Source organism: Helicobacter burdigaliensis, from assembly GCF_003670295.1.
GTDB classification, from domain to species: domain Bacteria; phylum Campylobacterota; class Campylobacteria; order Campylobacterales; family Helicobacteraceae; genus Helicobacter_D; species Helicobacter_D burdigaliensis.
In genome coordinates this window covers 129,586-154,548 of the sequence record NZ_QXJG01000001.1, presented here as the reverse complement: position 1 = coordinate 154,548, position 24,963 = coordinate 129,586, and the positions used below count along the sequence as shown (strand labels likewise).

22 protein-coding genes are annotated in these 24,963 nt (G+C 32.5%); 15 read left to right on the top strand and 7 right to left on the bottom strand.

Annotated features, from left to right (window positions below):
• The first annotated feature begins 30 nt into the window (after window positions 1–30).
• The 10 genes from EBF09_RS00740 (at window position 31) to EBF09_RS00695 (ending at window position 11,623) form a co-directional block, all read left to right on the top strand.
• Entirely contained in the window at window positions 31–1,965 is a 1,935-nt protein-coding gene (locus EBF09_RS00740) for a transglycosylase domain-containing protein (RefSeq protein WP_121763343.1), read from the top strand.
• Between the two features lie 30 nt (window positions 1,966–1,995).
• The gene (locus tag EBF09_RS00735) at window positions 1,996–3,702 is read left to right on the top strand and encodes an ABC transporter ATP-binding protein (protein ID WP_121763234.1); all 1,707 of its coding nucleotides are present in this window, start codon (window positions 1,996–1,998) and stop codon (window positions 3,700–3,702) included.
• A 48-nt stretch (window positions 3,703–3,750) separates the two neighbouring features.
• Window positions 3,751–4,710 (top strand): chemotaxis protein, encoded by a 960-nt coding sequence (locus EBF09_RS00730; RefSeq protein ID WP_121763233.1) that lies wholly within the window; start codon window positions 3,751–3,753, stop codon window positions 4,708–4,710.
• Between the two features lie 187 nt (window positions 4,711–4,897).
• Window positions 4,898–7,678, top strand: a complete 2,781-nt coding sequence (gene napA / locus EBF09_RS00725) for a nitrate reductase catalytic subunit NapA (protein ID WP_121763232.1) — start codon at window positions 4,898–4,900, stop codon at window positions 7,676–7,678.
• A 3-nt stretch (window positions 7,679–7,681) separates the two neighbouring features.
• Window positions 7,682–8,455, top strand: coding sequence for a ferredoxin-type protein NapG (gene napG, locus EBF09_RS00720; RefSeq protein ID WP_121763231.1), 774 nt, complete (start codon window positions 7,682–7,684; stop codon window positions 8,453–8,455).
• A 1-nt stretch (window position 8,456) separates the two neighbouring features.
• Window positions 8,457–9,272, top strand: a complete 816-nt coding sequence (gene napH / locus EBF09_RS00715; protein ID WP_121763230.1) for a quinol dehydrogenase ferredoxin subunit NapH — start codon at window positions 8,457–8,459, stop codon at window positions 9,270–9,272.
• Entirely contained in the window at window positions 9,262–9,789 is a 528-nt protein-coding gene (locus tag EBF09_RS00710; protein ID WP_121763229.1) for a nitrate reductase cytochrome c-type subunit, read from the top strand. The genes napH and EBF09_RS00710 overlap by 11 nt, the downstream gene beginning before the upstream one ends.
• A complete protein-coding gene (locus tag EBF09_RS00705) occupies window positions 9,789–10,289 on the top strand; it encodes a 4Fe-4S binding protein (RefSeq protein WP_232817597.1) in 501 nt (166 codons plus the stop codon). Before EBF09_RS00710 ends, EBF09_RS00705 begins: the two co-directional genes overlap by 1 nt.
• Before the next feature lie 3 nt (window positions 10,290–10,292).
• Window positions 10,293–11,255, top strand: coding sequence for a WD40 repeat domain-containing protein (locus tag EBF09_RS00700; RefSeq protein WP_121763227.1), 963 nt, complete (start codon window positions 10,293–10,295; stop codon window positions 11,253–11,255).
• Between the two features lie 2 nt (window positions 11,256–11,257).
• The gene (locus EBF09_RS00695; protein ID WP_121763226.1) at window positions 11,258–11,623 is read left to right on the top strand and encodes a chaperone NapD; all 366 of its coding nucleotides are present in this window, start codon (window positions 11,258–11,260) and stop codon (window positions 11,621–11,623) included.
• 119 nt (window positions 11,624–11,742) lie between these two features.
• On the opposite strand, the gene EBF09_RS00690 is transcribed toward EBF09_RS00695, so the two are convergent.
• Window positions 11,743–12,768 (bottom strand): radical SAM protein, encoded by a 1,026-nt coding sequence (locus EBF09_RS00690; protein WP_121763225.1) that lies wholly within the window; start codon window positions 12,766–12,768, stop codon window positions 11,743–11,745.
• A 92-nt stretch (window positions 12,769–12,860) separates the two neighbouring features.
• Complete coding sequence (locus tag EBF09_RS00685) at window positions 12,861–13,382, bottom strand: hypothetical protein (RefSeq protein WP_121763224.1); 522 nt, start codon at window positions 13,380–13,382, stop codon at window positions 12,861–12,863.
• Window positions 13,383–13,489: 107 nt separating this feature from the next.
• Between EBF09_RS00685 and EBF09_RS00680 the strand changes: the two genes are divergently transcribed.
• A complete protein-coding gene (locus EBF09_RS00680; RefSeq protein WP_121763223.1) occupies window positions 13,490–14,131 on the top strand; it encodes a hypothetical protein in 642 nt (213 codons plus the stop codon).
• A 5-nt stretch (window positions 14,132–14,136) separates the two neighbouring features.
• Here the strand turns inward: EBF09_RS00680 and EBF09_RS00675 are convergent, their stop codons facing one another.
• The 5 genes from EBF09_RS00675 to EBF09_RS00655 are packed head-to-tail and all read right to left on the bottom strand — an operon-like array spanning window position 14,137 to window position 19,565.
• Window positions 14,137–14,664, bottom strand: coding sequence for a phosphatidylglycerophosphatase A family protein (locus tag EBF09_RS00675; RefSeq protein ID WP_198672506.1), 528 nt, complete (start codon window positions 14,662–14,664; stop codon window positions 14,137–14,139).
• 8 nt (window positions 14,665–14,672) lie between these two features.
• On the bottom strand, window positions 14,673–15,872 hold the full coding sequence (locus EBF09_RS00670; protein ID WP_121763342.1) for a sulfate adenylyltransferase: 1,200 nt from the start codon (window positions 15,870–15,872) through the stop codon (window positions 14,673–14,675).
• Window positions 15,850–16,737, bottom strand: a complete 888-nt coding sequence (locus tag EBF09_RS00665; RefSeq protein ID WP_121763221.1) for a response regulator — start codon at window positions 16,735–16,737, stop codon at window positions 15,850–15,852. Before EBF09_RS00665 ends, EBF09_RS00670 begins: the two co-directional genes overlap by 23 nt.
• Window positions 16,734–17,903 (bottom strand): bifunctional 2-C-methyl-D-erythritol 4-phosphate cytidylyltransferase/2-C-methyl-D-erythritol 2,4-cyclodiphosphate synthase, encoded by a 1,170-nt coding sequence (locus EBF09_RS00660; protein ID WP_121763220.1) that lies wholly within the window; start codon window positions 17,901–17,903, stop codon window positions 16,734–16,736. Before EBF09_RS00660 ends, EBF09_RS00665 begins: the two co-directional genes overlap by 4 nt.
• Before the next feature lie 18 nt (window positions 17,904–17,921).
• Window positions 17,922–19,565, bottom strand: coding sequence for a methyl-accepting chemotaxis protein (locus tag EBF09_RS00655; protein WP_121763219.1), 1,644 nt, complete (start codon window positions 19,563–19,565; stop codon window positions 17,922–17,924).
• 349 nt (window positions 19,566–19,914) lie between these two features.
• On the opposite strand from EBF09_RS00655, the gene dnaE reads away from it, so the two are divergent.
• Genes dnaE through EBF09_RS00635 form a run of 4 tightly spaced genes read left to right on the top strand, consistent with a single transcriptional unit; the run spans window position 19,915 to window position 24,882 of the window.
• A complete protein-coding gene (gene dnaE, locus EBF09_RS00650) occupies window positions 19,915–23,418 on the top strand; it encodes a DNA polymerase III subunit alpha (protein ID WP_121763218.1) in 3,504 nt (1,167 codons plus the stop codon).
• The gene (locus tag EBF09_RS00645; RefSeq protein WP_121763217.1) at window positions 23,406–23,768 is read left to right on the top strand and encodes an SUI1 family translation initiation factor; all 363 of its coding nucleotides are present in this window, start codon (window positions 23,406–23,408) and stop codon (window positions 23,766–23,768) included. Before dnaE ends, EBF09_RS00645 begins: the two co-directional genes overlap by 13 nt.
• A 2-nt stretch (window positions 23,769–23,770) precedes the next feature.
• Window positions 23,771–24,535 (top strand): pseudouridine synthase, encoded by a 765-nt coding sequence (locus tag EBF09_RS00640; RefSeq protein WP_121763216.1) that lies wholly within the window; start codon window positions 23,771–23,773, stop codon window positions 24,533–24,535.
• The gene (locus EBF09_RS00635; RefSeq protein ID WP_121763215.1) at window positions 24,532–24,882 is read left to right on the top strand and encodes a hypothetical protein; all 351 of its coding nucleotides are present in this window, start codon (window positions 24,532–24,534) and stop codon (window positions 24,880–24,882) included. The genes EBF09_RS00640 and EBF09_RS00635 overlap by 4 nt, the downstream gene beginning before the upstream one ends.
• Window positions 24,883–24,963 lie beyond the last annotated feature (81 nt).

Below are 24,963 nucleotides of genomic sequence, written 5' to 3'. Positions count from 1 at the left end.
TCTAAAGAAACTATCAAAAATAGGAAAACAATGAAATTTTTTTTAAAAATATTATTTATGTTTTTTGTTGTAGGTGCGATTGCAGGCATTATTTTTATAGGAATGCTATATAGTGAAATAGCAAATGATACAGATGAGATTGTGCATTATAAACCCAAAATCGCTACACAAGTTTTTGATAGAAAAGGAAGATTAGTAGCAAATTTATTTGAAGAGGAATTTCGTTTTTATGCTAATTATAATGAGATTCCTCCAAGATTGATTGAAGCACTTTTAGCAATAGAAGATACTTTATATTTTGAGCATCCGGGTGTAAATTTGGATGCGATTATGCGGGCTATGCTAAAGAATCTAAAAAGTGGGCGTTATGCCGAAGGGGGTAGCACTATCACGCAACAGCTTATTAAGAATTTGGCACTTACGCGTGAAAAAACCATTCAAAGAAAAATTAAAGAAATGCTTTTAGCTTTCAAGTTAGAAACCATTTTAAGCAAAGAAGAAATTTTAGAAAAATATCTTAACCATACTTATTTTGGGCATGGGTTTTATGGGGTGAAAACTGCTTCAATGGGATATTTTAGAAAAGATATGGATGAGCTTAGTTTAAAAGAAATTGCTATGCTTGTTTCACTTCCTAGAGCTCCAAGCTTCTATGATCCTACTAAAAATTATGATTTTTCTTTAGGAAGAGCTAATAATGTCTTACAAAGAATGTATGAAATAGGTTGGATTAGTAAAGATGAGCTTGAAAGTGGCTTAAAAGAGCGTCCTAAAACTTATGATGATACACTGACTAAAAATGTTGCACCTTATGTTGTGGATGAGCTTTTAAGGGTGCTAAAAGATTTAAAAGATGTAAAAAGCGGAGGCTATAAAATCACTTTAAATATTGATTTAGATTATCAAGAAGTGGCACAAGAAGCATTATATTTTGGATATGAGCAGATTTTAAGTAGGCACAAAAACGATGCAAGTTTAAAAGAAAAGCTCAATGGTGCTTTTGTGGTTTTAGAAAATCAAACGGGGAAAATTTTAGCTCTTGTAGGAGGGGTGGATTATCAAAAAAGTAATTTTAATCGTGCCACACAAAGCAAAAGACAAATAGGCTCAAGTGTAAAACCCTTTCTTTATCAAACAGCTATTGATTCAGGACTTTCTCCTAACCATAAAATTGCAGATATTGCAAGAACTTATGAATACAGAGTAAATGGCGTTAAAAAAGTATGGCAACCTAAGAATTATGTAAATTCTTTTAGGGGTTTAGTAAGTATGAAAGATGCGCTTACAAAGTCGCTTAATCTAGCTACAATCAATCTAGTAGAAGAAGTAGGATTTGATAGGATTTATGCAGATATTTTAAAATATGGTTTTAGCAATGTGCCAAAGGATATGTCTATTAATTTAGGGAGTTTTGGGGCTTCTCCATTAGAGATGGCTAGGAATTTCACTCTTTTTTCAAACTATGGAAAAATCGTAGAGCCACAGCTTATTGTAAGTATCCAAAATTATGAGGGCAAAAGTGTAGAGTTTGAAACCAAAGAGAGAGAAATCACAAGTGAAGCACAGAGCTTTTTGCTTGTGGATATGCTAAGAAATGCGGTAATAAGGGGTAGTGGCACAAGAGCAAAAGTGGAAGGAATTGAGTTAGCGGGTAAAACAGGAACGACAAATGATAATGTAGATGCTTGGTTTTGTGGTTTTTCTCCTAGTGTTGAAGCAATCGTATGGTATGGAAAAGACGATAATACTCCTATGGGGCATAGTGAGACAGGAAGCATAGCTCCAGCACCTGCATTTTCTTACTTTTTTGAAAGAATCTTAAAAGTAGATCCAGCAATAAAAAGGGAATTTTCCATTCCTAAAGGAGTGCAAAGCAGAAAAGTAAATGGGGAGATTGTTTATTTTACAGAAAAATCTCCTTTGCGTGAAGATGTTAAAGAACAAAATGAAAGTATTATTTTTTAAGATTTTTATAAAAATTTAGGTAAGTGATAGATGAAGAATTTTTTTAAGCGATTAGCCCCCTATATGAAAGAGTATAAATTATATTTTTTTTATGCAGTTTTGGGGAGCATTATGGTGGCAGGTGCGAGCGGTTATAGTGCTTATTTAGTTAAACCTGTTTTAGATGAAATTTTCATCAATAAAGATACAGCAATGCTTAGCTTTTTGCCCTTTTTAGTGGTTATGGCTTATTTTACAAAAGGGCTTGGTGCTTATATTCAAGTGTATTATATGAATTATATTGGGCAAAATATCGTTATGAGTGTCAAAAACAAGCTTTTAGATAAGCTTTTAACCTTTGAAATGGCTTTTTTTAATCGTTATAGAAAAGGGGAGCTTATTTCAAGGGTTGTAGGGGATATTGGCGCAATTCAAAGTGCTGTTTCAAATTATTTTATTGAAGGAATTAGAGATGGTTTAACCATCTTTGCACTCATTGGGGTTGTGATTTATCAAAGTCCTGAATTAGCATTTTATGGACTTGTAGTTATGCCACTTTCTTTGATACCTATTGCAATGATTGCTAGAAGAATGAAAAAGGCTTCTAAAAAAATGCAGGAAAAAAATGCAGATATTTCTTCAAAATTAGTAGAGATTTTTAACAATATTGAGCTTATTAAAGCAAGCAGTGGTGAAAAGATGGAGCATCAATATTTTGTGGAGCAAAATAAAGATTTAGTTAATCTATCTATTAAAACGATTAGAATCTCAGAGCTTACCTCGCCTTTGATGGAAACTTTAGGTGCTATTGCTATTGCACTTGTGATTTTTGTGGGAGGTTTTCAAGTGATTAATGGAGAGATAAGCACGGGTGCGTTTTTTTCTTTTACAACGGCACTTTTTATGCTTTACACTCCTTTTAAAAAAGTAAGTGCACTTTATAGTAAGATTCAAGTAGCACTCGCTGCAGGAGATAGAATCTTTGAAATGCTAGATAGAAAAGAGCAAATTAGCGATGGAAATGAAGAATTAAAAGAAGTAGTAAAAAGTGTAGAATTTAAAAATATTACCTTAAGTTATGAAGGAGAAAAAAACGCATTAGAAAATGTGAGTTTAAAATTAAACCGCGGAGAGAGTGTTGCGTTTGTAGGGAGTAGCGGTGGAGGGAAAAGTTCACTCGTGAATGTGCTTTTGCGTTTATATGATCCAAAAGAGGGAGCAGTATATATCAATGGTAAAAATATTAAAAGTTTTACACAAGAGAGTTTAAGAGAAAAGATTTCTATTGTAACACAACGCATTTTTATTTTTAATGATAGCATTGCAAATAATATTGCTTATGGTTTGGAAATGGATGAAGAAAGGGTAAAAGATGCCCTAAAAAAAGCTAGAATCTTAGATTATGTAGAAAGTTTAGAAAATGGGATATATACGCTTTTAGATGAATTTGGAGCAAATTTGAGCGGAGGTCAAAGACAAAGGATTGCTATTGCAAGAGCTATTTATAAAAATCCAGAAATTTTGATTTTAGATGAGGCTACAAGCGCATTGGATAACAAAACAGAAGAAGAGTTTAGAGAGGCTTTGAGTGAAATTATTAAAGATAAGATTACAATCATAGTTGCTCATAGATTTTCTACTGTATCTTTAGCTAAAACTCTTTATTTTTTCAAAGAGGGTAAAATCATAAATAGTGGAACCTTTGAAGAGCTTTTAGAAAAATGTGAAGAATTTAGAAGCTATTATAAAAAATCTTAAAAATAAAATATGATATAATAAGTTAATTTTACAATAAGGATTTTTGCTATGTCTAATTTATCAAATGTTGATCAAATTACTAATCTTCATAGAAATAATGAACTGCAGTTGCTATGTTTTAGGCTAGAAAAAGATAAAGATTTATATGCTGTAAATGTCTTTAAAATAAGGGAAGTTGTGAAATATCGTGGGGATATTACCGTGGTTTCACATGAAGGTAGTTCTTTAGTGGAGGGGCTTATTACTATAAGAGAGCTTACAATTCCTCTTATTGATTTAAGAAAATGGTTTTTTTATGATGCAAGAAATAAGGAGAAAAATTTAGAAGGGTATGGCATTAAAAGAGAAGAGGGAGAAGATGAAGTAATTATGATTTGTGAATTTTCTAAATGGACGGTTGGGGTTAGAATTTATGAAGCAGATAGAATCTTAAATAAAAAATGGACAGAAATTGAACAAAGTGCAGGAATAGGAAATTCAGGATTGAACACAAAATTAGTAAGTAGAACAAGATATTTTGATGGAAGTTTAGTGCAAGTTGTGGATATTGAAAAAATGCTTGTAGATGTTTTTCCATGGATTGAAGATGAAAAAAATGATGAAATTACTAAAATAAGACAAATCCAAAGCTCTAAAGAAATATTGTTAGCAGATGATTCTCCAAGCGTTATTAAAACTATGCAAAATATTTTAAATAAATTAGGTGTAGAATATAGAACTTTTGTAAATGGACAACAACTTTTAGATTATATATTTGATGAGGAGACGGATATTACGCATATTGGGGCGATTATTACAGACTTAGAGATGCCAGAAGCAAGTGGTTTTGAAGTTATTAAACAAGTTAAAGCCACTCCAAAAACTTCCCATATTCCTATTATTGTAAATTCTTCTATGAGCGGTAGCTCTAATGAAGATATGGCAAAATCTTTGAATGCAGATGAATTTATTTCTAAATCTAATCCTATTGAAATTGAAGAAGCACTCCATAAATTTATGATTAAATAAAAATGTTACAAAAAGTGAAGTCTAAAATAAAAACCTCCATTTTTATTTTAGGCAAAAATTCCTACAATCTTATTCTTTTAAAAATATCTTAAAATATATATTGACATAAATCAAGGCTTTCATTTTATAAACTTTTTAGAATCTTTATAGCATTTAATGCTATTTTGAAAAATAGGAGGTTTTGCTGATGGATAGACGATCTTTTCTAAAAACAGCAGCGGCTGCGAGTGCTGCAAGTGCAGTTGGTATTAGTGTGCCTACTTCAAGTTTGGCTAAGGCTCAAAGTGCTGAAGCAAATTGGAAATGGGATAAGAGTGTATGTAGATTTTGCGGAACGGGTTGTGGGATTATGGTAGCTACAAAAGATGGACAAATTGTAGCAGTTAAAGGTGATCCATCAGCTCCTGTTAATAGAGGATTAAACTGCATTAAAGGATATTTTAATGCAAAGATTATGTATGGAGAGGATAGATTAAGAGTTCCTTTAATGCGTGTAAATTCTAAGGGCGAATTTGACAAAAAGGGTAAATTCCAGCCTATCTCTTGGCAAAAGGCCTTTGATGTTATGGCGCAAAAGTTTAAAGAAGCTTATAATGAGCTTGGACCAACGGGAATTGGTGTATTTGGCTCTGGGCAATATACTATTCAAGAAGGATATGCAGCAGCTAAGCTTATAAAAGGTGGCTTTAGAAGTAATAATTTAGATCCTAATGCTAGACATTGTATGGCAAGTGCGGTTGTTGGCTTTATGGAAACATTTGGTATTGATGAGCCAGCAGGCTGTTATGATGATATTGAGCTAACCGATACTATTGTTACTTGGGGGGCAAATATGGCAGAAATGCACCCCATTTTGTGGTCAAGAGTAACCGATAGAAAGCTTTCAAACGCAGATAGAGTTAAAGTCATCAATTTAACACCTTATACGAATAGAACTTCGGATTTAGCAGATATTGAAATTGTTTTTAAGCCCCATACAGATTTAGCAATTTGGAATTTTATTGCTAGAGAGATTGTTTATAATAATGAAAAAGCGATTGATTGGGATTTTGTAAAGAAAAATTGTATCTTTACAACAGGCTATGCAGATATTGGCTATGGAATGAGAACAAATATCAAGCATGCAAAATATAAACAAGAAGAGCTAGATACCGCTTCTAAAGAAAAATCAAAAGTTATTAGCGAAAATGAGGGTGTAACTTTAAGGTATTTAGGGCTAAAAAGTGGCGATGTTATGGAAAATAAACATAACGCACAAGCAGGAGATCATTGGGAAATTAGCTTTGAAGAGTTTAAAAAAGCATTAGAACCTTATACGCTTGATTTTGTTGCTAAAATCGCTAAAGGAAATGAAAATGAGAGCTTAGATTCCTTTAAAGAAAAATTACAACAGCTCGCGAATTTCTATATTGAGAAAAATAGAAAAATTGTAAGCTTTTGGACAATGGGAATGAATCAACACACAAGAGGAACTTGGGTAAATGAGCAAAGCTATATGGTGCATATGCTCCTTGGAAAACAAGCAAAACCCGGAAGTGGAGCATTCTCTCTAACGGGGCAACCAAGTGCGTGTGGAACTGCAAGGGAAGTGGGGACATTTTCTCATAGATTACCAGCAGATATGGTAGTAGCAAACAAAAAGCATAGAGAAATTAGTGAAAAAATTTGGAAGCTTCCACAAGGCACGATTAATCCACAAATGGGATCTCATTTTATGCAAATTATGAGAGATTTGGAAGATGGCAAGATTAAATGGGCATGGGTGCAAGTAAATAATCCATGGCAAAATACAGCAAATGCAAACCACTGGATAAAAGCTGCAAGAGAGATGGATAATTTTATTGTAGTTTCAGATGCGTATCCTGGGATTTCTGCAAAAGTTGCAGATTTAATATTACCTGTTGCTATGATTTATGAAAAATGGGGTGCTTATGGAAATGCAGAGCGAAGAACACAACATTGGAAACAACAAGTATTGCCACAAGGGGAGGCTATGAGTGATACTTGGCAGATTTTAGAGTTTTCTAAACGCTTTACATTAAAAGAAGTATGGAAAGAGCAAAAAATTAATGATAAGCTAACCTTACCTAATGTGTTAGAAGAAGCTAAAAAGATGGGCTATAGCGAAGATTCTACACTTTTTGAAGTGCTATTTGCAAACAAAGAAGCACAAAGCTATAAAATTAATGATAAACTTTTAAAAGATGCTCTAAATTCTGAAGTTCTAGGCGATAGCAGAGAAGTGGTAGGAAGTGATGGAAAAGTCTTTAAAGGATATGGATTTTTTATCCAAAAATATTTATGGGAAGAGTATAGAAAATTTGGTATAGGGCATGGGCATGACTTAGCTGATTTTGATACATACCATAGAGTTAGAGGATTAAGGTGGCCAGTGGTTGATGGCAAAGAAACACAATGGAGATTTAATGCAAAATATGATTATTATGCAAGAAAAGCAAATAATGGTGATTTTGCATTTTATGGAACTTTTGGCAAAGAGGTGCCTAGAGGGGATTTAATTGCTCCAAAGACACAAGAAAAATATTCTTTGAAAAATAAAGCAAAAATATTCTTCCGCCCTTATATGGATCCACCTGAAATGCCTAGCAAAGAATATCCATTTTGGCTTAGCACAGGTAGGGTTTTAGAGCATTGGCATAGTGGAACGATGACTATGAGAGTTCCAGAGCTTTATCGTGCGGTTCCAGAAGCTTTATGCTATATGAATCCAGAAGATGGCGAGAACTTAGGCATAAAGCAAAATGAAGCTGTTTGGGTAGAATCAAGAAGAGGTAAGGTTAAAGCAAGAGTAGATATGCGTGGTAGAAATCGTCCTCCTAAGGGATTAGTATATGTGCCTTGGTTTGATGAGAAAGTATATATCAATAAAGTTTGTCTTGATGCTACTTGTCCGATTTCTAAGCAGACAGATTTTAAAAAATGTGCTGTTAAAATCTATAAGGCATAAAGTGTGGAAGAGCTAACAAGAAGAAAGTTCTTATTAAATGGTGCTAAAGCGATTGCACTTACTCTAATGGGCGGCTTAGTGTGGAGTGCATATTTAGGTGAAGCAAAAGCTAATGTTTTTGTTTTGCGACCACCTGCAGCCCTAGATGAAGAAGAGTTTTTAAAACATTGTATTAAATGTGGTTTATGTGTAGAAGCTTGCCCTTTTGGAACTTTGAAGTTAGCAACACAAGGAGAGGCAATAGTTAGCGGAACACCTTATTTTATCCCTAGAGAGATTCCTTGTAAAATGTGCGTGGATATTCCCTGTGTGCCAATATGTCCCACTAAGGCTTTAGATACAAGTTTAGTAAGCAACGAAAAAGGTTTATTAGAAATTAATAAAGCTAAAATGGGGGTTGCTATTGTAGATAAAGAAAATTGTGTGGCTTTTTGGGGGATACAATGTGATGCATGTTATCGTGCTTGTCCTTTAATGGGAGAAGCTATTGTATTAGAATTAAAACGCAATGAACGCACAGGCAAACATTCATTTTTATTGCCAGTAGTTATGAGTGAAGTTTGCACTGGATGTGGAATGTGTGAAAATGCTTGCATTACCAAAAAAGCGGCTATTAGAGTTATGCCACGCCATTTGGCTTTAGGAGAAGTAGGGGAGAATTATATTAAAGGTTGGGAGAAAGAAGATGAAAGACGCTTAGAAAATCTTAAAACCAAAGATTTATCCCTAGATAAAAACAAACAAATACAAGATTATTTAAACACGGAGGAATTTTAAAATGAAAAAATATAGATTTTTGATTTTTAGAAGAATAATCCAAATTGGTTTAATAGTTTTGTATATTTTAGGGACTTATCAAGGTTTTTGGATACTAAAAGGGAATCTTAGCTCCTCTTTAGTTTTTAATACCATTCCTTTAAGCGATCCTTTTGCGATTTTGCAATTAACTTTTAGTGGGGCTATTGTGGGCTTAAATGCACTTATTGGAGCTTTAATTATTGTATTAATTTATGGCTTATTGATAAGGAGGGCATTTTGTGCTTATGTATGTCCGCTAAATTTAGTTACAGATTTTGCAAATTTTTTGAGAAGGATTTTAAAGACTGATAAGCTAAATAGCACACTTAGCTTAAAAAGGAGTTTGCGTTATTATATTTTATTACTTTCTTTAGTGCTTTCAAGTATCTTTGGATTAGCAGCATTTGAAGCTATCAGTCCTATTGGAATATTGCATAGGGGATTGATATTTGGCTTTGGACTTGGGATTTTTGGTGTGTTGGTTGTGTTTTTATTTGATTTATTTGTGGTAAAAAATGGCTTTTGTGGGCATTTATGTCCGCTTGGAGCTTTTTATTCCCTAATAGGTCGCTTTGCACTTTTAAAAGTTCAATACGATTTTAGCTCGTGCACAAACTGCTTAGAATGCAAAAAGATTTGTCCAGAAAAACAAGTATTAAACTTAGTGGGCAAACAAAGTGGCTTTATAAATGCAGGAGAATGTATAGTATGCGGAAGATGTATAGAAGTGTGCGAAGATAATGCACTTAAATTTAATCTAGTAAATTTTGCAAAAAGGAAAAATAATGAACTATAAAAAAGTATTTTTAGCCTCTATGGCTTTGGCATTAATATTTTTTGGTTGTCAAGCGGGTAAGCAGGGAATCAGTGAAGAAGAGCTTGGACTTAGAAAAAGCACGCTTTTTAATGAAGAAGCTAATATCCAAGCTTTTGATTATGAAGATGCAAAAGCAGCAGGAGAATCCACTCTTTTGCAAAGATCTTTTGAAAATGCACCTCCTTTGATTTCTCATAGTGTAGAAGGATTATTGCCTATTACTAAAGAAAATAACTCTTGCACTTCTTGTCATTTGCCAGAGATTGCAGAAGCAGTGGGGGCTATCTCTATGCCAAAATCGCATTTTTATAACTTTAGAACCCATAAGGATTTAAAAGAAAAAATGGATGAAAATCGCTTTAATTGCGTAGCTTGTCATGTGCCACAAGTGAATGCAGAACCTTTGGTTAAAAATAATTTTTCTCCAGAATTTCGTCAAAAAGATGGAGTTTCTAAATCTAATCTTTTAGATGTTTTAAATGAGGGTGTAAAATAATGCTAAAAAGAAGGGAGATATTTAATCTATTTAGCAAAGGAAGCAAAAAAGAGATTTGTATTCTCCCTCCTTATAATGAAGATAGAAGCCTTTTTGATAAATTTTGTAAAGAGTGTGATAAGGCTTGTATAAAGGCTTGTGAAGATTCTAGTAAACTTTATCAAGAGGGCATTATTAAAGAAAAAGAGGGTATGCCCTATGTAGATTTTACAACTAGAGGTTGCACTCTTTGTCAAGAATGTGCTAAGGTTTGTGAATATGATGTCTTAAAAGTGCAAGAAAATCCAAATTGGAATGTAAAATTTTCTATTGATGCGCTAAAATGCTTAGCATATCAGAAAACTATGTGTTTTACTTGCAAAGATATATGTCAAAGTATAACTGAAAAAAAAGATGTGATTTTATTTACAGGGATGTTTTATCCAGTAATAGAAGAAAGTTGTATAGGTTGTGGATTTTGCATAAGTGCTTGTCCAACTTATGCGATTATTTGGAGTTAAACGATGAAGATTGTTTTGGTTTTTATTTTTATGGTGGGGTTTTTAATGGGGCAAAGTTTAGAGTATAGATTAGAGCTAGATGAGAATGTTACTACCTTAATAGAAGATAATGGAGTGCTGCTGGCAGGAAGTGATAATGGTAGCATTTATGCGATAAAATGGGAAAAGGATACTCAAAAATTTAAGGCTTCTAAAATCTTTCAACTAGAAAAAATTCATAATTATTTTGGAGAGAATATTTATCCAAAAATCTTTTCACTTGATGTATTGGATAATCAAATTTTAATCCTTTCTCAAGGAGATGATGGGGGCAAAAATCTTTTTATCTATGGAGAAAAGCTTATACAAATTTTCTCAAGCAAAGATTCTCTTAATATTAAAAAGGCGGGATTTGTAGATAAAAAACATTTATTTTTAGCTCTTGCTAGTAATGAAATTATGCTTTATGATTTAGAAAATAAAAATAATCTATACCAAAAACAGATTTCTGAAGCTAGTTTTTCAGATTTTTCTTTGAGTGAAGATAGAAAAGAGTTTATCGCTTCTTGTGAATCGGGGATTTTATATTATGGCAATACCCAAAATGGTGAGATTATAAAAACTTATGAAGATGCAAATAAAGACAATGTCTATCAAGTAAAAATGGCACAAAATAAACTTGGGGAAAAAGTCTTTGTAAGTGCGGGACAAGATAGGGTGGTTGGAATTTACACAGATAAAAGTAGCAAAAAATTACAAGCTGATTTTTTGGTTTATAGTGTGGGTATAAATAAAGAAGCTACTAAAATCGCTTATCCTTTTAATGAGAATAGTGATATTAGGGTTTATGATCTTTTAGAGGATAAAGAGGTTAAAAGATTAAAAACACATCAAAATATGCTAAATAACATTATTTTTTTAGAAGAAAAATGGCTAGTGAGTGCAGAAGATGGTAAGAATATTTATTTTTGGAATTTAGGGAGTTAAATATGGAAGACTATAATGTATCTAGCGTAGTAGTAATGTGTAAAGCAAAAGATGTGGAAAGCTTATGGGAGAGATTACCTAAGATTTTAGGGGTTGAATGCCATTTTAAAGATGAAAGTGGCAAGATTGTGATTACAATAGAGGCAAGTTGCATTGAAGAAGAGATTAAAACCTTAAAACAAGTGGAAGCACAAGAGGGAGTGATTTTAGCACAAATGATGTATAGCTATCACCAAAAAGAGCTAGAGAATCTAGAAGAGAAAATGCAACAAAGCTCAGAAGTGCCAAACATTTTAGAAGAACAAATAGATGCTAAAAATATTTTCTATGGTGGCAATATAGAAGAACATTTTAAGAAAATGAAATAAGTTTAAAGTATTAAGCTCATATAAAGCCCAAAAATCTATTTGGGACTTTTAAAGTAAGTTGATTAATTTGCTTTATTAGATGGATAATGCTATCTTGCTGATTCAAAAAACTTCTTTATTTAATCAGGTTTTAATTCTAAAACTTTTTTGGTTTGGATAGCCACAGGCACAACACCTCTTTCTTTTGCATAATCATGGCAATAATCGCAAGCTTTAAAAAACTCTTGTGCATAAAAGTCAAAAAATCTACTTTTATCTTCTTCTAGATTTATAAAATCGCCACTAAATTCTTCTAGACCTTTAAGGCGTGAGAGAGAGCTAGCCACAGGACAGACAAAAATCGCTCCCTTTTTGGCAAGATTTTTTTGTCCCTCATCGTTAAAGCCCTCGCTACTCATAAGGCTTACACAAATCATTCCGCAAGCCTTAAAGTTTGCGATATTTTCTTCTTTGGTTCTATTTCTTTTGTAAATCTTACCGGGTTCTTTCCAAGTGGCATCTTTTGCACCCCATAAGAATTGATAGGGTATTTTATTCTTTTTTAGAGCATTGAAGATTTGATTGTGCTTTAGTGTGAGCTTTAAATTGGGCGAGAAAGAGTAATCAGAAATGGTAACTTTTGCCTTTTTTCTAATGGCTTTTAAGCTTAAAAGTAGTTCTTCTTTAAACTCCAAAGTTCCATTGGTTACGATATTGAGTGTTAAAATTTGTTTTTTAGCTCCTAAATAATTTACTAATTTTGGCAAATCTTTAAAAATTAAAGGCTCTCCACCGATAATCCTTAAATGTGCTATGGTATCTACTTTACTAAGCAGAGTTTCTATGCTTTCTTTAATTCCTTCAAAAGTTGCAGAGTATTGGTTGGAGCTTGAAAAGTATTGCATTAAATTCATACAGGATTCACAACGCATCGTGCATTTAGTGGTTAAAACAAGCTCTAAATAAGGAATATCTATTTTACCTTCTAAAACCCTTTTTTTAAAATAGTTTTCTAAAAAAAATTTTTTGGCAAAAAATGCAATAGGGAGTTTATAGATTCTTGCTAGATTCCGTTCACCTTTTAAAAAGCGACTATAACGATAAATGTTTGCTTGAATATACCTTTCTATAAAAGTAGGATTTGAAAGATAATTTGAAAAATTCATTGAAAAGCTCCATAATTTAAATAGATTAAAAATTTTGTAAGTATAGTAAAAAATCTTTAAATTTTCTAGTAAGACTTTTTAAGGAAGTCTTACTAGAGATTTTGGATAATATCCTTTAGGGCAGCATTGATAGCGTTTTGCAGGCTTGTTGTAATGTCTTCTTTAGTAAAGTCTTGATTTCCACCCATACCTAAAATCTTGCTACTTGTTGAATCTAAAGTAGTTTTGCCTAAGAATATAAGATTTTCTTTATAACGACTTAGTGAGAATTGCACTTCAATAATGGCATTTTTTTGAAAGTTTTGCTTAAAGAAATTTCCTTGCTCTTTTTGCGTGTAAAGACTTCCAAAAACAGCATCCAACTTATATTCTTTGCCATAATTTACCCCAAATTCAAAACAATTACTATTTTTTAATGAAGCGATAATTTCTTTTTGCACTTCTTGTTTTTGCAGTTTTAAATCATTAAATTCCCCCACTTTTAAAGATTGCAAATCAAGTGTAGCCACTGGAGTTTTACAAATTTGCTTCATAGGAATTTGTGCAATGGGGGCTTGTTTAGAACAGCCTAAAAAAAGAAAGATGAGAGAGAATAAAACGAGAATTTGTTTCATTTTAGTCCTTTTTGAAAAATATTTTGGATTCTAGCATATTTTAAGTGCTTATTACAAAGATAGCTGATAAAATTGCAAGCTTATCTATAAAATGAGGTATTTTAGGAATGTTTCGTAAAAAAATTGCATTGATACAAATTATATTATTATTATTGATATTGGTAGGTTTATTTTGTCTTTATCAAAATATCAAAAATACAGCAAAAATCCAAGATGAAGCACTTTATTTAGTAAATATTAGTGGAAAACAAAGGGTATTGGCACAACGCATTGTATTTTTGTCGCAAGTAATTTTAGCAAATACTCTAAGCAAACGCGACAATCATGCAAATTTTGCAGAATTTAGAGGATGCATTATGCAGCTTAATTCTATCCATAATGTGTTAAAAGAATTTGTTGTGGGACAAATTAGTAAAAATAGTGAATTTACAACTTTAGATGATATGTATTTTGGTAAGGGAAACCTAGATTATAAAATGGAAAAATTTTTACAAGATGCTAGTAGGATTTTTTACTCAAACGATATTCAAAGTATTGTGATGGGTAATCAAGAATTATTGAGTATGCTAGAGGGTGATAATGGGCTTTTAGCGGTTTTAGAGCTTACGACACTTAGTCATCAAATTTATGCCCAAAATTCAAACAAAACCCATACAAACAAAAGCAATTATTTACTTTTGGCAATTTTAATTTTAGCTGTGGGTGAGTTTTTACTCTTTTTTGTTAAAAAAAGGGATATTAAAGCATAAAAGCACTAAAAATTAAATTCTAAGATCCCTTTTAGAAATTCTATTTTTTGCATCATTGCTATAAGGATAACTCCTAATAGTCCTGCAAAAAATCCTGCAAGTGCGTCATCTCCTATCACCCCAAGTCCGCCTTTGACATTTTTATCTACTTTGCCTATGATTGAGGGCTTCCAAATATCAAAGATTCTAAAAAGCACAAAGGATAAAAGAAGACAAAAAGGGCTAAGTCCAAGCATAGACATACAAATCCAAACGCCCACAAGCTCATCAATTACAATTTCTTTATGATCATGGGCTAAACCCTTTTGCTCATAAGAATCTATAATTTTCACTCCGATTGCACCCAGTAAAAGTGCAGATAAAAAGAGTGTGCTAAGTGCATAGGAGCCGATTAAATAACCAAAGGGCAAAGCTACAAGTGTGCCAAAAGTCCCGGGTGCTTTAGGGGAAAGCCCACTAAAAAAAAGTGTTAAATACATTTTTTTAAAAAAATCATTAAGGTCTTTAAAATCTAAAAAAAAGTTTTTTTGCATAATTTTTCCTAATAAAGTGAATAAGTTTGGTAAAGATTCATAAGTTTGATATAAAAATCTTCATCGCTATAACGCTTTAAAATTCCATCGCTTGCAAACATAGAAGCATATTCATCTAAAAATCCATCAAAACGCTTAGGATAAAGTCGGCTTAAAATTTTAGCAGAAACCTCTTTTCTTACAAGCACAGTTGGAGGCATAAGCCCAAAACTAAGTAGCTGTTTTAAAAATTTTGTGCTATAAGTGATGTGGTGGTGTTTGCCATGGGGGCAGGTTCTCACGCTTACAATCGTTTTGCATTCATTGCAAAAAACAAATTCATTTAAAAGCTTGATTTTAATATCAATATCTTTAATGGTATCATAAATAGAATGGATTTTTTGGTTATCATAATAAATAGAAAGGTTAGGGTGGTTTTCTCCTACTACTAGATGTGTGCAAGAAAGATTTTGGGCTAAAATTGCATCAAGGATTAGCCCATGTGCCCCTGCAAAAAGATAAATATCTTCTAAACAAAAAATTAAGATTCTCTCTTTGGGGAGAAAGTTGCTTACGACAAATTCTAGGCATTGTTTTCTTAAATCAAATTCTAAAAATTCTTCTTTGTGGGGTTTTGAAAGAAGCAAGATTAAAAGATCGCTTTCTTCCAAAATGGAGCGAAAGATTCTCTCATGGATTCTTGTAATGGGTGCTGCTTCAATCACAATGGAAGTAATTTTTTTAGCATCTAAAATAGATTTTTTTTCTAAAATTTTTTCTTTGCTTGCTCTATTTGCATAAAGGGAACTATCAAGTTCTAGTGTGTAATCCCCACAAATAGCATAATCTCCTAGCCTATTGTAAATATCATTTGCTTTTTGTGAGTAAATATCCCCATTCATAATTTTAAAAAGGCGTTCTTTTTTGTTAATAGGAAAGCTAGAATCCACCACAAGTTCGCCACATACTTGACTATCACAAACCAAAGAGAGGATTTCCCCTTTTTTGGCATTTTTCATTACCTCAAGATTACGTTTTCCAGAGGGTGCTAAGATAAAAGAGAAAGGAAAGCTTTGTTTATTATAAATGCCACTTTTATCCACTTCTTGCATTTCTTGTTGATTCATTAAAGATACAACAGGGTATAAAAGTCCTTCTTTGCACAATAAAAGGGCAAAAATAGCCTCTTTGTCAATAAAAAGTGCTTTATTTCTTCTTGCTAACGCCATATTTTTTTCTTTTTTCCCAAAGGCTTTTTCTTGACATTCCAAGTCTTTTGCTAAGTTCTGTATCAGGATACTTATCTTCAAATTTTAAAATCATAGTTTTAATATAATCATCCACACTTAAAATTTCACAAGGAAAATTATCATTAATTTCTTTAATATTGATTTCAAATACATTATCAAGATGGCTTGTATCTCCACCAAGGACAGAAAGAATCACGGGAATATTTTTAAGATTTTTTAAAAACTCTAATTGAGCTTCTTTGTTAAGTCCTTCAAAGCCTACAATATAAGTTAGCTGTTGTTTTTGAAAGTCTTTTTTGCAAAAGGAATCTTTTTTATGAAGAGAGATAAAATGAATGGGAAGTTTTTTATGGTTTGCATAATTCACCACACAAGCATCAATTACCCTTTGAGAGGAGCTTTTAATAACAAAAGGAAAAGTTATTTTTGTGTTGATTGTATGGGAAGATGAAATAAACGAAGAGGCTAAATAATCTTTATAAAAAAGAATCTCTTGTTGCAATTGCGTGAAAGCTTTATAGTGGTTAATCTTTCTTAAAAGCTCTTCAATCATAAAAGGTTTTAGAATATAATCTTTTGCGCCCGCATCAAGAGGTCTTGTGACTGTATCTTCACTTACATAAGGGATCATTAGAATAATAATGGAATTTTTAAATTTGTCAATAACAGGATAAAAATTTTGCCCTGAAATACTTGTAGAGAGTAAAACAATATCCACATTATCCTCATAGCTCATTGCATCTTCTAAAAGTGAGATAATCTCACATTCAAAGCCACAAGTTTGAAGCTTTGCGGCAATGCTTTGAGCGAGATAAATTTCATTTTCTATGATAAGTATTTTCATTTTAAACCTTCTTTTAATAATTTAGTCCAATTAAAATATTCCATAACCACGAGGGTTTGCACCAAAATTCCCTCTTTTCTACCCACAAACCCTAAATGCTCTGTGGTTGTAGCTTTTAAATTGACGCAAAAAAGTGGAATATTAAGTAATTTTGCAATATTTTTTTCGATATGCGATTTGTAGGGAGATAGTTTTGGAGTTTGTGCAAATATTGTAATATCTACTTGCCTTATACTATAACCCACATCTAGTGCAAAATCTAAAATTTTTTCTAAAAGCTTTGCAGAATCTGCTCCTTTAAAGCTAGGATCATTATCAGGAAACCACTCTCCAATATCTCCAGCCCCAATTCCTCCTAAAATCGCATCACTAAGAGAATGGAGGCATACATCACCATCACTATGTGCAATAAACTCATAAGGAGCAGGGATTTTTATCCCACCCATAAGCAAACCTTCTCCTTTTTGAAAGGCATGAATATCACTGCCAAATCCCATAATTGCTCTTTGGCTAGGAGGAGGAAAGTTAAAGGCTTCTAAATCTTTTAAATGTGTGATTTTTAAAGATTCTTTAGAACCTTCTATAAAGCCTATCTTGCCCCCACTTGCTAAAATTGCACTACTTTCATCTGTAAACTGTCCTTTTGTGATGGCAAGCTTTAGCACTTTTGTTTTGCTAAGTTGTGGAGTTTGGATAATTTTTAGATTTTCTCTTTTTAAATAGCTCAATGAAGTTTCATCTTCTAATGCGGTTGTATCATAGATATTTAAAAAAGGCACAATGCAATCAAAATCTTCTTTGTTTTCCAAAATAGAAAGAAAAATTTCTTTTGGAATATTAGCACGCGCGACATCGCTTACTAAAACCCATTCTTCTTTAATGTTTTTTAGGGCATTTTCTAAAGAATCTTGTCTAGTTTCTCCTCCTATAACTACTTCAAAATTTAATTCATAAGAAAAAATATATTTTTCCATTAGTTTTTTTTCTTCTTGATTTGAAGCAGTGATGATGCAAGTGCTAAAGGCATAAAAGCTAGAAACCTCTTTAGCGACTTTTAACCATAAAGGTATTTCATCTAGTCGTAGCCATTGTTTCTTGGGACTTTTTGTACTTCTAAAGCGGGTGGAAGCCCCCGCATTTAATAAAATCAGTGCAACTTTACGCAAATGTTTCCCTTAATTTAACTAAAGTTTAAAATAGCCAATGTGTTTTTTAAGTGTATTTGCAATTTCTTCTAGCGCGTTAGAAGAGCTTGTATTTTGCTCCATAAGGCTTACAGTATTTTTAGAACTTTCTGAAATATCTACTAATTCTTTTGCAAGTTCTTCAATATTTTTGGTTTGAATCTCAGTTGCTTGTGCAACTTCTTTGGCTTTTTCAAAAGAATCTAACGCTTGTGTGTTGATTTGATCTAAAATTCCATCTGCTTCATTTGCAAGTTGCATTCCTTTTTCTACTTGAGGAATCGCTGCTTGAATTGCTTCTACTGCTGTTTGAGTTTCGCTTTGGATAATCTCAATAATGCGTGTAATTTCAGAAGTAGCAACCCCTGTTCTTTCTGCTAGTTTTCTAATTTCATCTGCAACTACGGCAAATCCTCTTCCGGCCTCTCCAGCTCTTGCTGCTTCAATCGCTGCATTTAGTGCTAAAAGATTAGTTTGATCTGTGATTTCTTTAATAAGTTCTGCACTGCCATTAATCTCTTGAGAATGTTTTTCTAGCATTCTAATGCGTTCAGATGAAAGGGAAACAGTTTGAGTAATCTTTTCAATCTCATCAATAGTAGTTTTCATAGATTCTTTAGCATGAAAAGAAAGGCTTGTAGTTTGCTCGGAGTTTTCTTTGGTTTGAATGGCAATTTGTGAAACATCATTAATAGCTTTTACAAGATCTTGAATCTTATTTGCAGAATTTTGAGAATGATTGTATTGTTCTTGTGAAGAACTTTTTGCTACTTCAGAGCTATTGGATACATCACTAGCTTTATTAGTTAGTTCGCTAGAAGAATGTGCAACTTCACCTACAATGCCTCTAAGTCTTTCTTGCATATTAGCAACAGAGGCTAACATGCTTTCTTTGAATTTTGTATCAATATTTGTTTTTAAATTTCCACCTGCAATACTTAAAACAGCTTTTACTGCCTCTTTTGGCTCTCCTCCTAAAGAAGAAATAATCGCTCTAGTAATCAGCGTAGCAATCACAAACGCAAAAATTGTCGCAATAACAGCTAGCCATAATGTTAAATCAAGATAGCTAATAATTGTGCTACTTGCTTGATCGGTTAGAATCTGATTTTTACTTTCTTGGTAGTCAATAAATTCATTAATTACAGCAAGCCAATTTACAAAAGCACCGCGAGCTTTACTAATAAGCAAGGCTCTAGCACCTGCTAAATCTTGATTGGCTTTAAGTGAGATAATCTCAGTAATAAGTGGCATAGTATAAGCTTCTACTGCTTTAATTTTGTCTAAAATTTCTTTATCTTTAGCATCATACATATTCGCATTTTTAAAAATTTCTTCCATTTTTAATGCAGAATCTTTATATGCCTCTTCTAATTTTTTAATAGTTTGAATAGTGCTAGTAAGCTCATTAGGATCACTTAGTAAAACAACATCTCTAATCGCAATAGCTCTATCATGCACGCTCCCTCTAAAATTTATAGCATAGCGTTGTTTAACTGCATTAACATCTGTAATAGTTTTTAAGCTTGTATTTACAAATTGTATCTTTACATAACCCACTGCGGAAATCACAATGATAAAGGCCAATACAATAGAAAAGCCTGATAATAACTGAAACTTAAGTGAGAGGTTTTTATTAAACATGGCAAATATCCTTCTTTATTTTAAAAAATTATATGAGATTATATGAATAATATTATTAACTCTAAATTAAAGCAACATAAAGTATCTCTATTAAAGTTAAGATTTTTTTATCTTTTTTATTAGTTTTTAGACAGAGGATTGGGAGAATATCTCGTGTAAAATTTACTTTATAGCATTTTTTGAAAAATATTTTATTTTTATAAGAAAAAGAAGAAAACATAGAAAATATTTTAAAATAATTTTATAAAAGGATAAAATTTGTCTTAAAGCAAAAAGTTGCTACAATGCAATCAAAATTATTTTATTTATTTAAAAAATGTAAAACTCTACGGATGTAAGGAAATTTATAATGAGTAAAACCCCTATGGAAAATGTGCAATTTACGCATTTGCATTTGCATACGGAATATTCTTTATTAGATGGATTAAACAAGATTAAAATACTAGCTAAGAAAATTAAAGAGCTAGGAATGGAAAGTGTTGCCATTACAGATCATGGCAATATGTTTGGTGCTATTGAATTTTATAAAACAATGAAAGCAGAGGGTATTAAACCCATTTTAGGAATGGAAGCTTATTTGCATAATGCAGAAGATATAGCAGATAAAAGCAACCAAAGATATCATTTATGTCTTTATGCTAAAGATTTAGAAGGGTATCAAAACCTTATGTATCTAGCTTCACAAGCCTCTTTATACGGCTTTCATATGAAACCGCGTGTAAGCAAAAAAATGCTAAGAGAACATAGCAAAGGGCTTATTTGTTCTTCTGCTTGTTTAAATGGTGAGGTGCAATGGCATCTTAATTTAAAAAAGGACGATAATAAGGGTAGAAAAGGCTATGAGCGTGCCAAAGAAGTTGCTTTAGAATATAAAGATATTTTTGGGGAAGATTTTTATTTAGAGCTTATGCGGCATGGAATTCAAGAGCAACAATTAATTGATAATGATATTATTAGACTTTCGCAAGAAACAGGTATAAAAATCGTAGCCACAAATGATACACATTATACTAAACAAAGCGATGCAATCGTGCAAGAAGTAGCATTTTGTATAGGATTTGGTAAAGATTTTAATGATCCTAAAAGAATGCGCCATAATGTGCAAGAATTTTATATTAAAAGCCCACAAGAGATGGCAGCGCTCTATCGTGATTTACCAGAAGCGATTAGTGCCACTCAAGAGATAGCCAATAAATGCAATTTAGAATTGCATTTAGGAGATCCAACTCCTCCTAGTTTTAAATTTACCGCTGAATATGCCAAAAAAGAAAATTTAGATTTTGTAGAAGATGCAGATTATTTTACTTATAAATGTAGAGAGGGGCTTAAAAAAAGACTAAAAAATATTGATAGATCTAAGCATAAAATGTATGAAGAACGCTTAGAGCATGAAATCAATGTAATTAATAAAATGAAATTCCCCGGATATATGTTGATTGTTTGGGATTTTGTTAGGGCGGCTAAAGAGCGTGGGATTCCCGTAGGGCCTGGGAGAGGAAGTGCTGCTGGAAGCTTGGTTGCATTTTGCTTGGAGATTACAAATATTGATCCGCTAAAATATGACTTGCTTTTTGAGCGGTTTTTAAATCCAGAGCGTGTAAGTATGCCAGATATTGATATGGACTTTTGCCAAAGTAGGCGAGGGGAGATTATTGATTATGTGACAGAAAAATATGGCTATCACAATGTCGCACAAGTTATTACCTTTGGACAGATGAAAGCAAAAGCGGTAATTAGAGATGTGGCAAGGGTTATGGGTATGGTTTATGGGGAGGCTGATGCTATGGCAAAGCTTATCCCAAAAGAGCTAGAAATCACACTTGAAGAAGCTTATAATAAAGAGCCAAAAATTAAAGAGTTAATACAAAGCAATCCTTTGGCAAAACAGGTGTGGGACTTTGCTATTACTTTAGAGGGGACTAAAAGAAACGCAGGAACACATGCAGCAGCAGTAGTAATTGATTCTCAAAAAGAGCTATGGTATAAAGCACCTTTATATAAATCTACGCGTGATGGGATTATAGCTACACAATATTCTATGAAATATTTAGAAGATGTGGATTTGATTAAATTTGACTTTTTGGGTTTAAAAACACTTACTCTTATTGATGGAGCGCTAAAACTTATTGAAAAAAAGCATAATAAAAAAATAGACTTTTTAGCAGTGGATGTAGATGACAAGCTTGTTTATGAAACTTTGCAAAGCGGAAATACTTTAGGCGTTTTTCAAATAGAATCTAGTATGTTTCAAGGGATTAATAAGCGTTTGCGTCCTAGCACTTTTGAAGATATTATTGCAATTATTGCCTTAGGCCGTCCAGGTCCTATTGAATCGGGAATGGTGAGCGATTTTATTGATAGAAAGCATGGAAGAGAACCTATTGTTTATATGTTTCCAGAGCTAGAACCGATTTTGCGTCCTACTTATGGGACGATTGTCTATCAAGAGCAAGTTATGCAGATTGTGCAAAGGATTGGTGGATTTTCACTAGGTGGAGCGGATTTAATCCGTCGTGCTATGGGTAAAAAAGATGCTCAAATTATGGCAGATAACAAAAACAAATTTGCAGATGGAGCGGTGGCTCAAGGCTTTGATAGAGCAAAAGCAGAAGAACTTTGGGAACTCATTGTAAAATTTGCAGGATATGGATTTAATAAATCCCATTCAGCAGCTTATGCGATGATTACCTTTGAAACAGCTTATTTAAAAACTTATTATCCAAAAGAGTTTATGGCAGCTCTGCTAACTTCAGAGGATAATAACACAGATAAGGTAGTAGAATATATAGAAGAAGTTAAAAGAATGGGAATTAAAGTTTCTCCTCCTAATCTGCAAAAATCTGCTTTGGAATTTAGTGTGGAAGAGATAAATGGAGAAGATTGCATACTTTTTGGGCTTGGAGCGATTAAAGGTGCTGGAGAAGTTGCGATTAATATTATTTTAGAAGAGCGTGCTAATAATGGAGAATTTAAGGATTTAAAAGACTTTTTATCAAGGATTGATCCACAAAAGGTTAATAAAAAATCCATAGAAGCTTTTATTAAAAGTGGTGCGATGGATTGTTTTGGATATAGCAGAAAAACACTTTTAGAGCAAGTAGAAGCTTTAACAGAAAACGCCAAAATGTCGCAAACTTTACAAAAAGAAGCGCAAAACTCTCTTTTTGGTATGAGTGAAGAGATGGTAAATGTAGAAATCAACCTAGAAGATAAAGGAGAATATTCTAAAAAAGAACTTTTAGAATTTGAAAAAGAAAGTTTAGGATTCTATGCTTCAGGACATCCGCTAGAAGAATATAAAGAGGTGATTAAAAGCATAAAATGTGCTTTTAGCAATCAGATTCAAGAAATTGCCGAAAATAGTAGCATTTTGCTTGTAGGAAAGATAGAAGAAATCATCACAAAGTTTTCTAAAAGTGGAAAGCGTTATGGAATCTTAAAGCTTCAGGATCTCTATGGAAGTGTGGAACTTACGATTTTTGAAAAAACATTAGAGCAATTAGAGGGCTTGGATAAAGAAGTGCCTATTGCTATTAAATGTATGGTGCAAGAGCAAGAAGAAACCAAAAAGCTTAAAGCAGATAAGGTTTTAACCCTAGAAGAAGCACAAAAAGAGCAAGTAGATTTTACAATAGAAAAAAGCGATGTAAATACGCCTTTAACACTTGTTTTAAATTCTAGTATGAATGAAAGTATTATTATGCTTTTGCAAAGAGCTGCTTATAAAAATAGAGGCAAAAGAGAGCTAAGAGTGCTTTTTAAAACCCCTACACAAGAGCTTGAAATGATAAGCAATCTTTTTGTGCATAGTCAAATCAAAGAAGAATTAAGTGAGCTTGAATGGATCGATTAAATTTACAAATTGGAGCAAAATTTGGCGATAGCTTTGATGTAGTTTGCAAAAAATGTGGAGAATTACAAAGCAAATGTAAATGTAAAAAAGTGGCTCCAACAAAAGAAAAAAGCGAATATTTTTTATGGATTAATGAAGAAAAAAGAGGTGGGAAAGATCTCACAATTTGTGGGATTTTCTATATGGATAAAAAAGAGCTAGAAAAGCTTTTAAAGCAGTGCAAGACTACTTTGGCAAGTGGTGGGAAGATAAGAGAAGAAAAAGAGGGCTTTTTGTTAGAGATTCAAGGGAAACATAAAGACAAACTAAAAGAGATATTAAAAGCACAAAAATTTATTTTTAAGAAGTAAAGATGAGATTAAACCAATATATAGCACATTTTTCAAAATATTCAAGACGCGAGGCAGATACACTTATAAAAGAAGGCAAGGTAAGCATTAATAAAGAAATTATAAAAGATTTTTCTTATAAAGTGAGAGAAACTTCAAAGGTGTATTTAGAAGGAAAGCTCCTTAAAGCTAAAGAGGAATACTCTGTAATCGTCTATAATAAGCCAAAAGGCGAGCTAGTTAGCAAAAAAGATGATAGGGGTAGAAAAGTAATTTATGAAAGTTTGCCTAAGAGATTTAGGCATTTTAATCCTGTGGGGAGATTAGATTTTGCAAGTGAGGGGTTATTGCTTTTAAGTGATAGCAATAAGGTGGTTACAAAGCTAATGGAAAGTAGGTTAGAGCGCACCTATCTAGTGAAGCTTAATGGACTTATAAAAGATAAAGTTTTTGATGCAATGGAAGAGGGGATAAGCTTAGAAAATGCTAGAAGTGGAGCACATAAAAAAAGCAAAATTACTTCTATGGAATTTGCTCCATTTTTGGATTACTCTGTGATTAAAAACACACCTAAATACTCTAAAATCAAAGTCGTGATTAATGAGGGAAAAAATAGAGAACTTAGGAGGTTTTTTGCGCATTTTAATTTAGAAGTTTTGGATTTAAAGCGGATTTCTTATGGATTTGTCAAACTTAATAATCTTCCTACACAAAAAGTGCGTTTTCTAACACGCCAAGAATATAATAAATTGCACGAGTTTATGCACGAGTTTATGGAGAAAGAATGAAATTTTTAGCACTAAGAGATGATGGACTAGGAGAGAGGCTAAGGGCGATTTTAAATGCAATGTATTTAGCTAAGAGATTAAGGGGGGAGTTTGGCTTTTTATGGAAAGATCATAGCCAAAAAACAAAAAAATTTCATAGCACATTAGCTAAAAATGGATTAGCTGGAATCTCTATGGAAAGCCAAGAGAGGATTTTTAGTCAAGAATTTATTTCTAGATTTTCACTAAAAGGGCAGTTTATGCCAACTTGCCAAAATAATTTTGAAAGTTTTTTAGGTAAAGTTACTAAAGAACTACTTAGTGGGGGGGGGGGGGCAATTAGCAACTACTCAAAAAGATTTATCTAAGATTTTTAAAGATATTAACCAAGAAGAATATTTGCAAAGCACAAGGAAGATTTTTAAAGAAATTAATTTTAGAATGCTTTA

What these genes read in the sequence shown, in the direction of transcription:
- EBF09_RS00695 (WP_121763226.1), top strand. Translation starts at nt 11,258, where the DNA reads ATGGAAGACTATAATGTATCTAGCGTAGTAGTAATGTGTAAAGCAAAA.
- EBF09_RS00730 (WP_121763233.1), top strand. Translation starts at nt 3,751, where the DNA reads ATGTCTAATTTATCAAATGTTGATCAAATTACTAATCTTCATAGAAAT.
- EBF09_RS00690 (WP_121763225.1), bottom strand. Translation starts at nt 12,768, where the DNA reads ATGAATTTTTCAAATTATCTTTCAAATCCTACTTTTATAGAAAGGTAT.
- EBF09_RS00735 (WP_121763234.1), top strand. Translation starts at nt 1,996, where the DNA reads ATGAAGAATTTTTTTAAGCGATTAGCCCCCTATATGAAAGAGTATAAA.
- EBF09_RS00645 (WP_121763217.1), top strand. Translation starts at nt 23,406, where the DNA reads ATGGATCGATTAAATTTACAAATTGGAGCAAAATTTGGCGATAGCTTT.
- EBF09_RS00670 (WP_121763342.1), bottom strand. Translation starts at nt 15,872, where the DNA reads ATGGCGTTAGCAAGAAGAAATAAAGCACTTTTTATTGACAAAGAGGCT.
- napH (WP_121763230.1), top strand. Translation starts at nt 8,457, where the DNA reads ATGAAAAAATATAGATTTTTGATTTTTAGAAGAATAATCCAAATTGGT.
- EBF09_RS00665 (WP_121763221.1), bottom strand. Translation starts at nt 16,737, where the DNA reads ATGAAAATACTTATCATAGAAAATGAAATTTATCTCGCTCAAAGCATT.
- EBF09_RS00635 (WP_121763215.1), top strand. Translation starts at nt 24,532, where the DNA reads ATGAAATTTTTAGCACTAAGAGATGATGGACTAGGAGAGAGGCTAAGG.
- EBF09_RS00675 (WP_198672506.1), bottom strand. Translation starts at nt 14,664, where the DNA reads ATGCAAAAAAACTTTTTTTTAGATTTTAAAGACCTTAATGATTTTTTT.
- EBF09_RS00740 (WP_121763343.1), top strand. Translation starts at nt 31, where the DNA reads ATGAAATTTTTTTTAAAAATATTATTTATGTTTTTTGTTGTAGGTGCG.
- EBF09_RS00655 (WP_121763219.1), bottom strand. Translation starts at nt 19,565, where the DNA reads ATGTTTAATAAAAACCTCTCACTTAAGTTTCAGTTATTATCAGGCTTT.
- napA (WP_121763232.1), top strand. Translation starts at nt 4,898, where the DNA reads ATGGATAGACGATCTTTTCTAAAAACAGCAGCGGCTGCGAGTGCTGCA.
- EBF09_RS00700 (WP_121763227.1), top strand. Translation starts at nt 10,293, where the DNA reads ATGAAGATTGTTTTGGTTTTTATTTTTATGGTGGGGTTTTTAATGGGG.
- EBF09_RS00685 (WP_121763224.1), bottom strand. Translation starts at nt 13,382, where the DNA reads ATGAAACAAATTCTCGTTTTATTCTCTCTCATCTTTCTTTTTTTAGGC.
- EBF09_RS00705 (WP_232817597.1), top strand. Translation starts at nt 9,789, where the DNA reads ATGCTAAAAAGAAGGGAGATATTTAATCTATTTAGCAAAGGAAGCAAA.
- dnaE (WP_121763218.1), top strand. Translation starts at nt 19,915, where the DNA reads ATGAGTAAAACCCCTATGGAAAATGTGCAATTTACGCATTTGCATTTG.
- EBF09_RS00710 (WP_121763229.1), top strand. Translation starts at nt 9,262, where the DNA reads ATGAACTATAAAAAAGTATTTTTAGCCTCTATGGCTTTGGCATTAATA.
- EBF09_RS00680 (WP_121763223.1), top strand. Translation starts at nt 13,490, where the DNA reads ATGTTTCGTAAAAAAATTGCATTGATACAAATTATATTATTATTATTG.
- EBF09_RS00640 (WP_121763216.1), top strand. Translation starts at nt 23,771, where the DNA reads ATGAGATTAAACCAATATATAGCACATTTTTCAAAATATTCAAGACGC.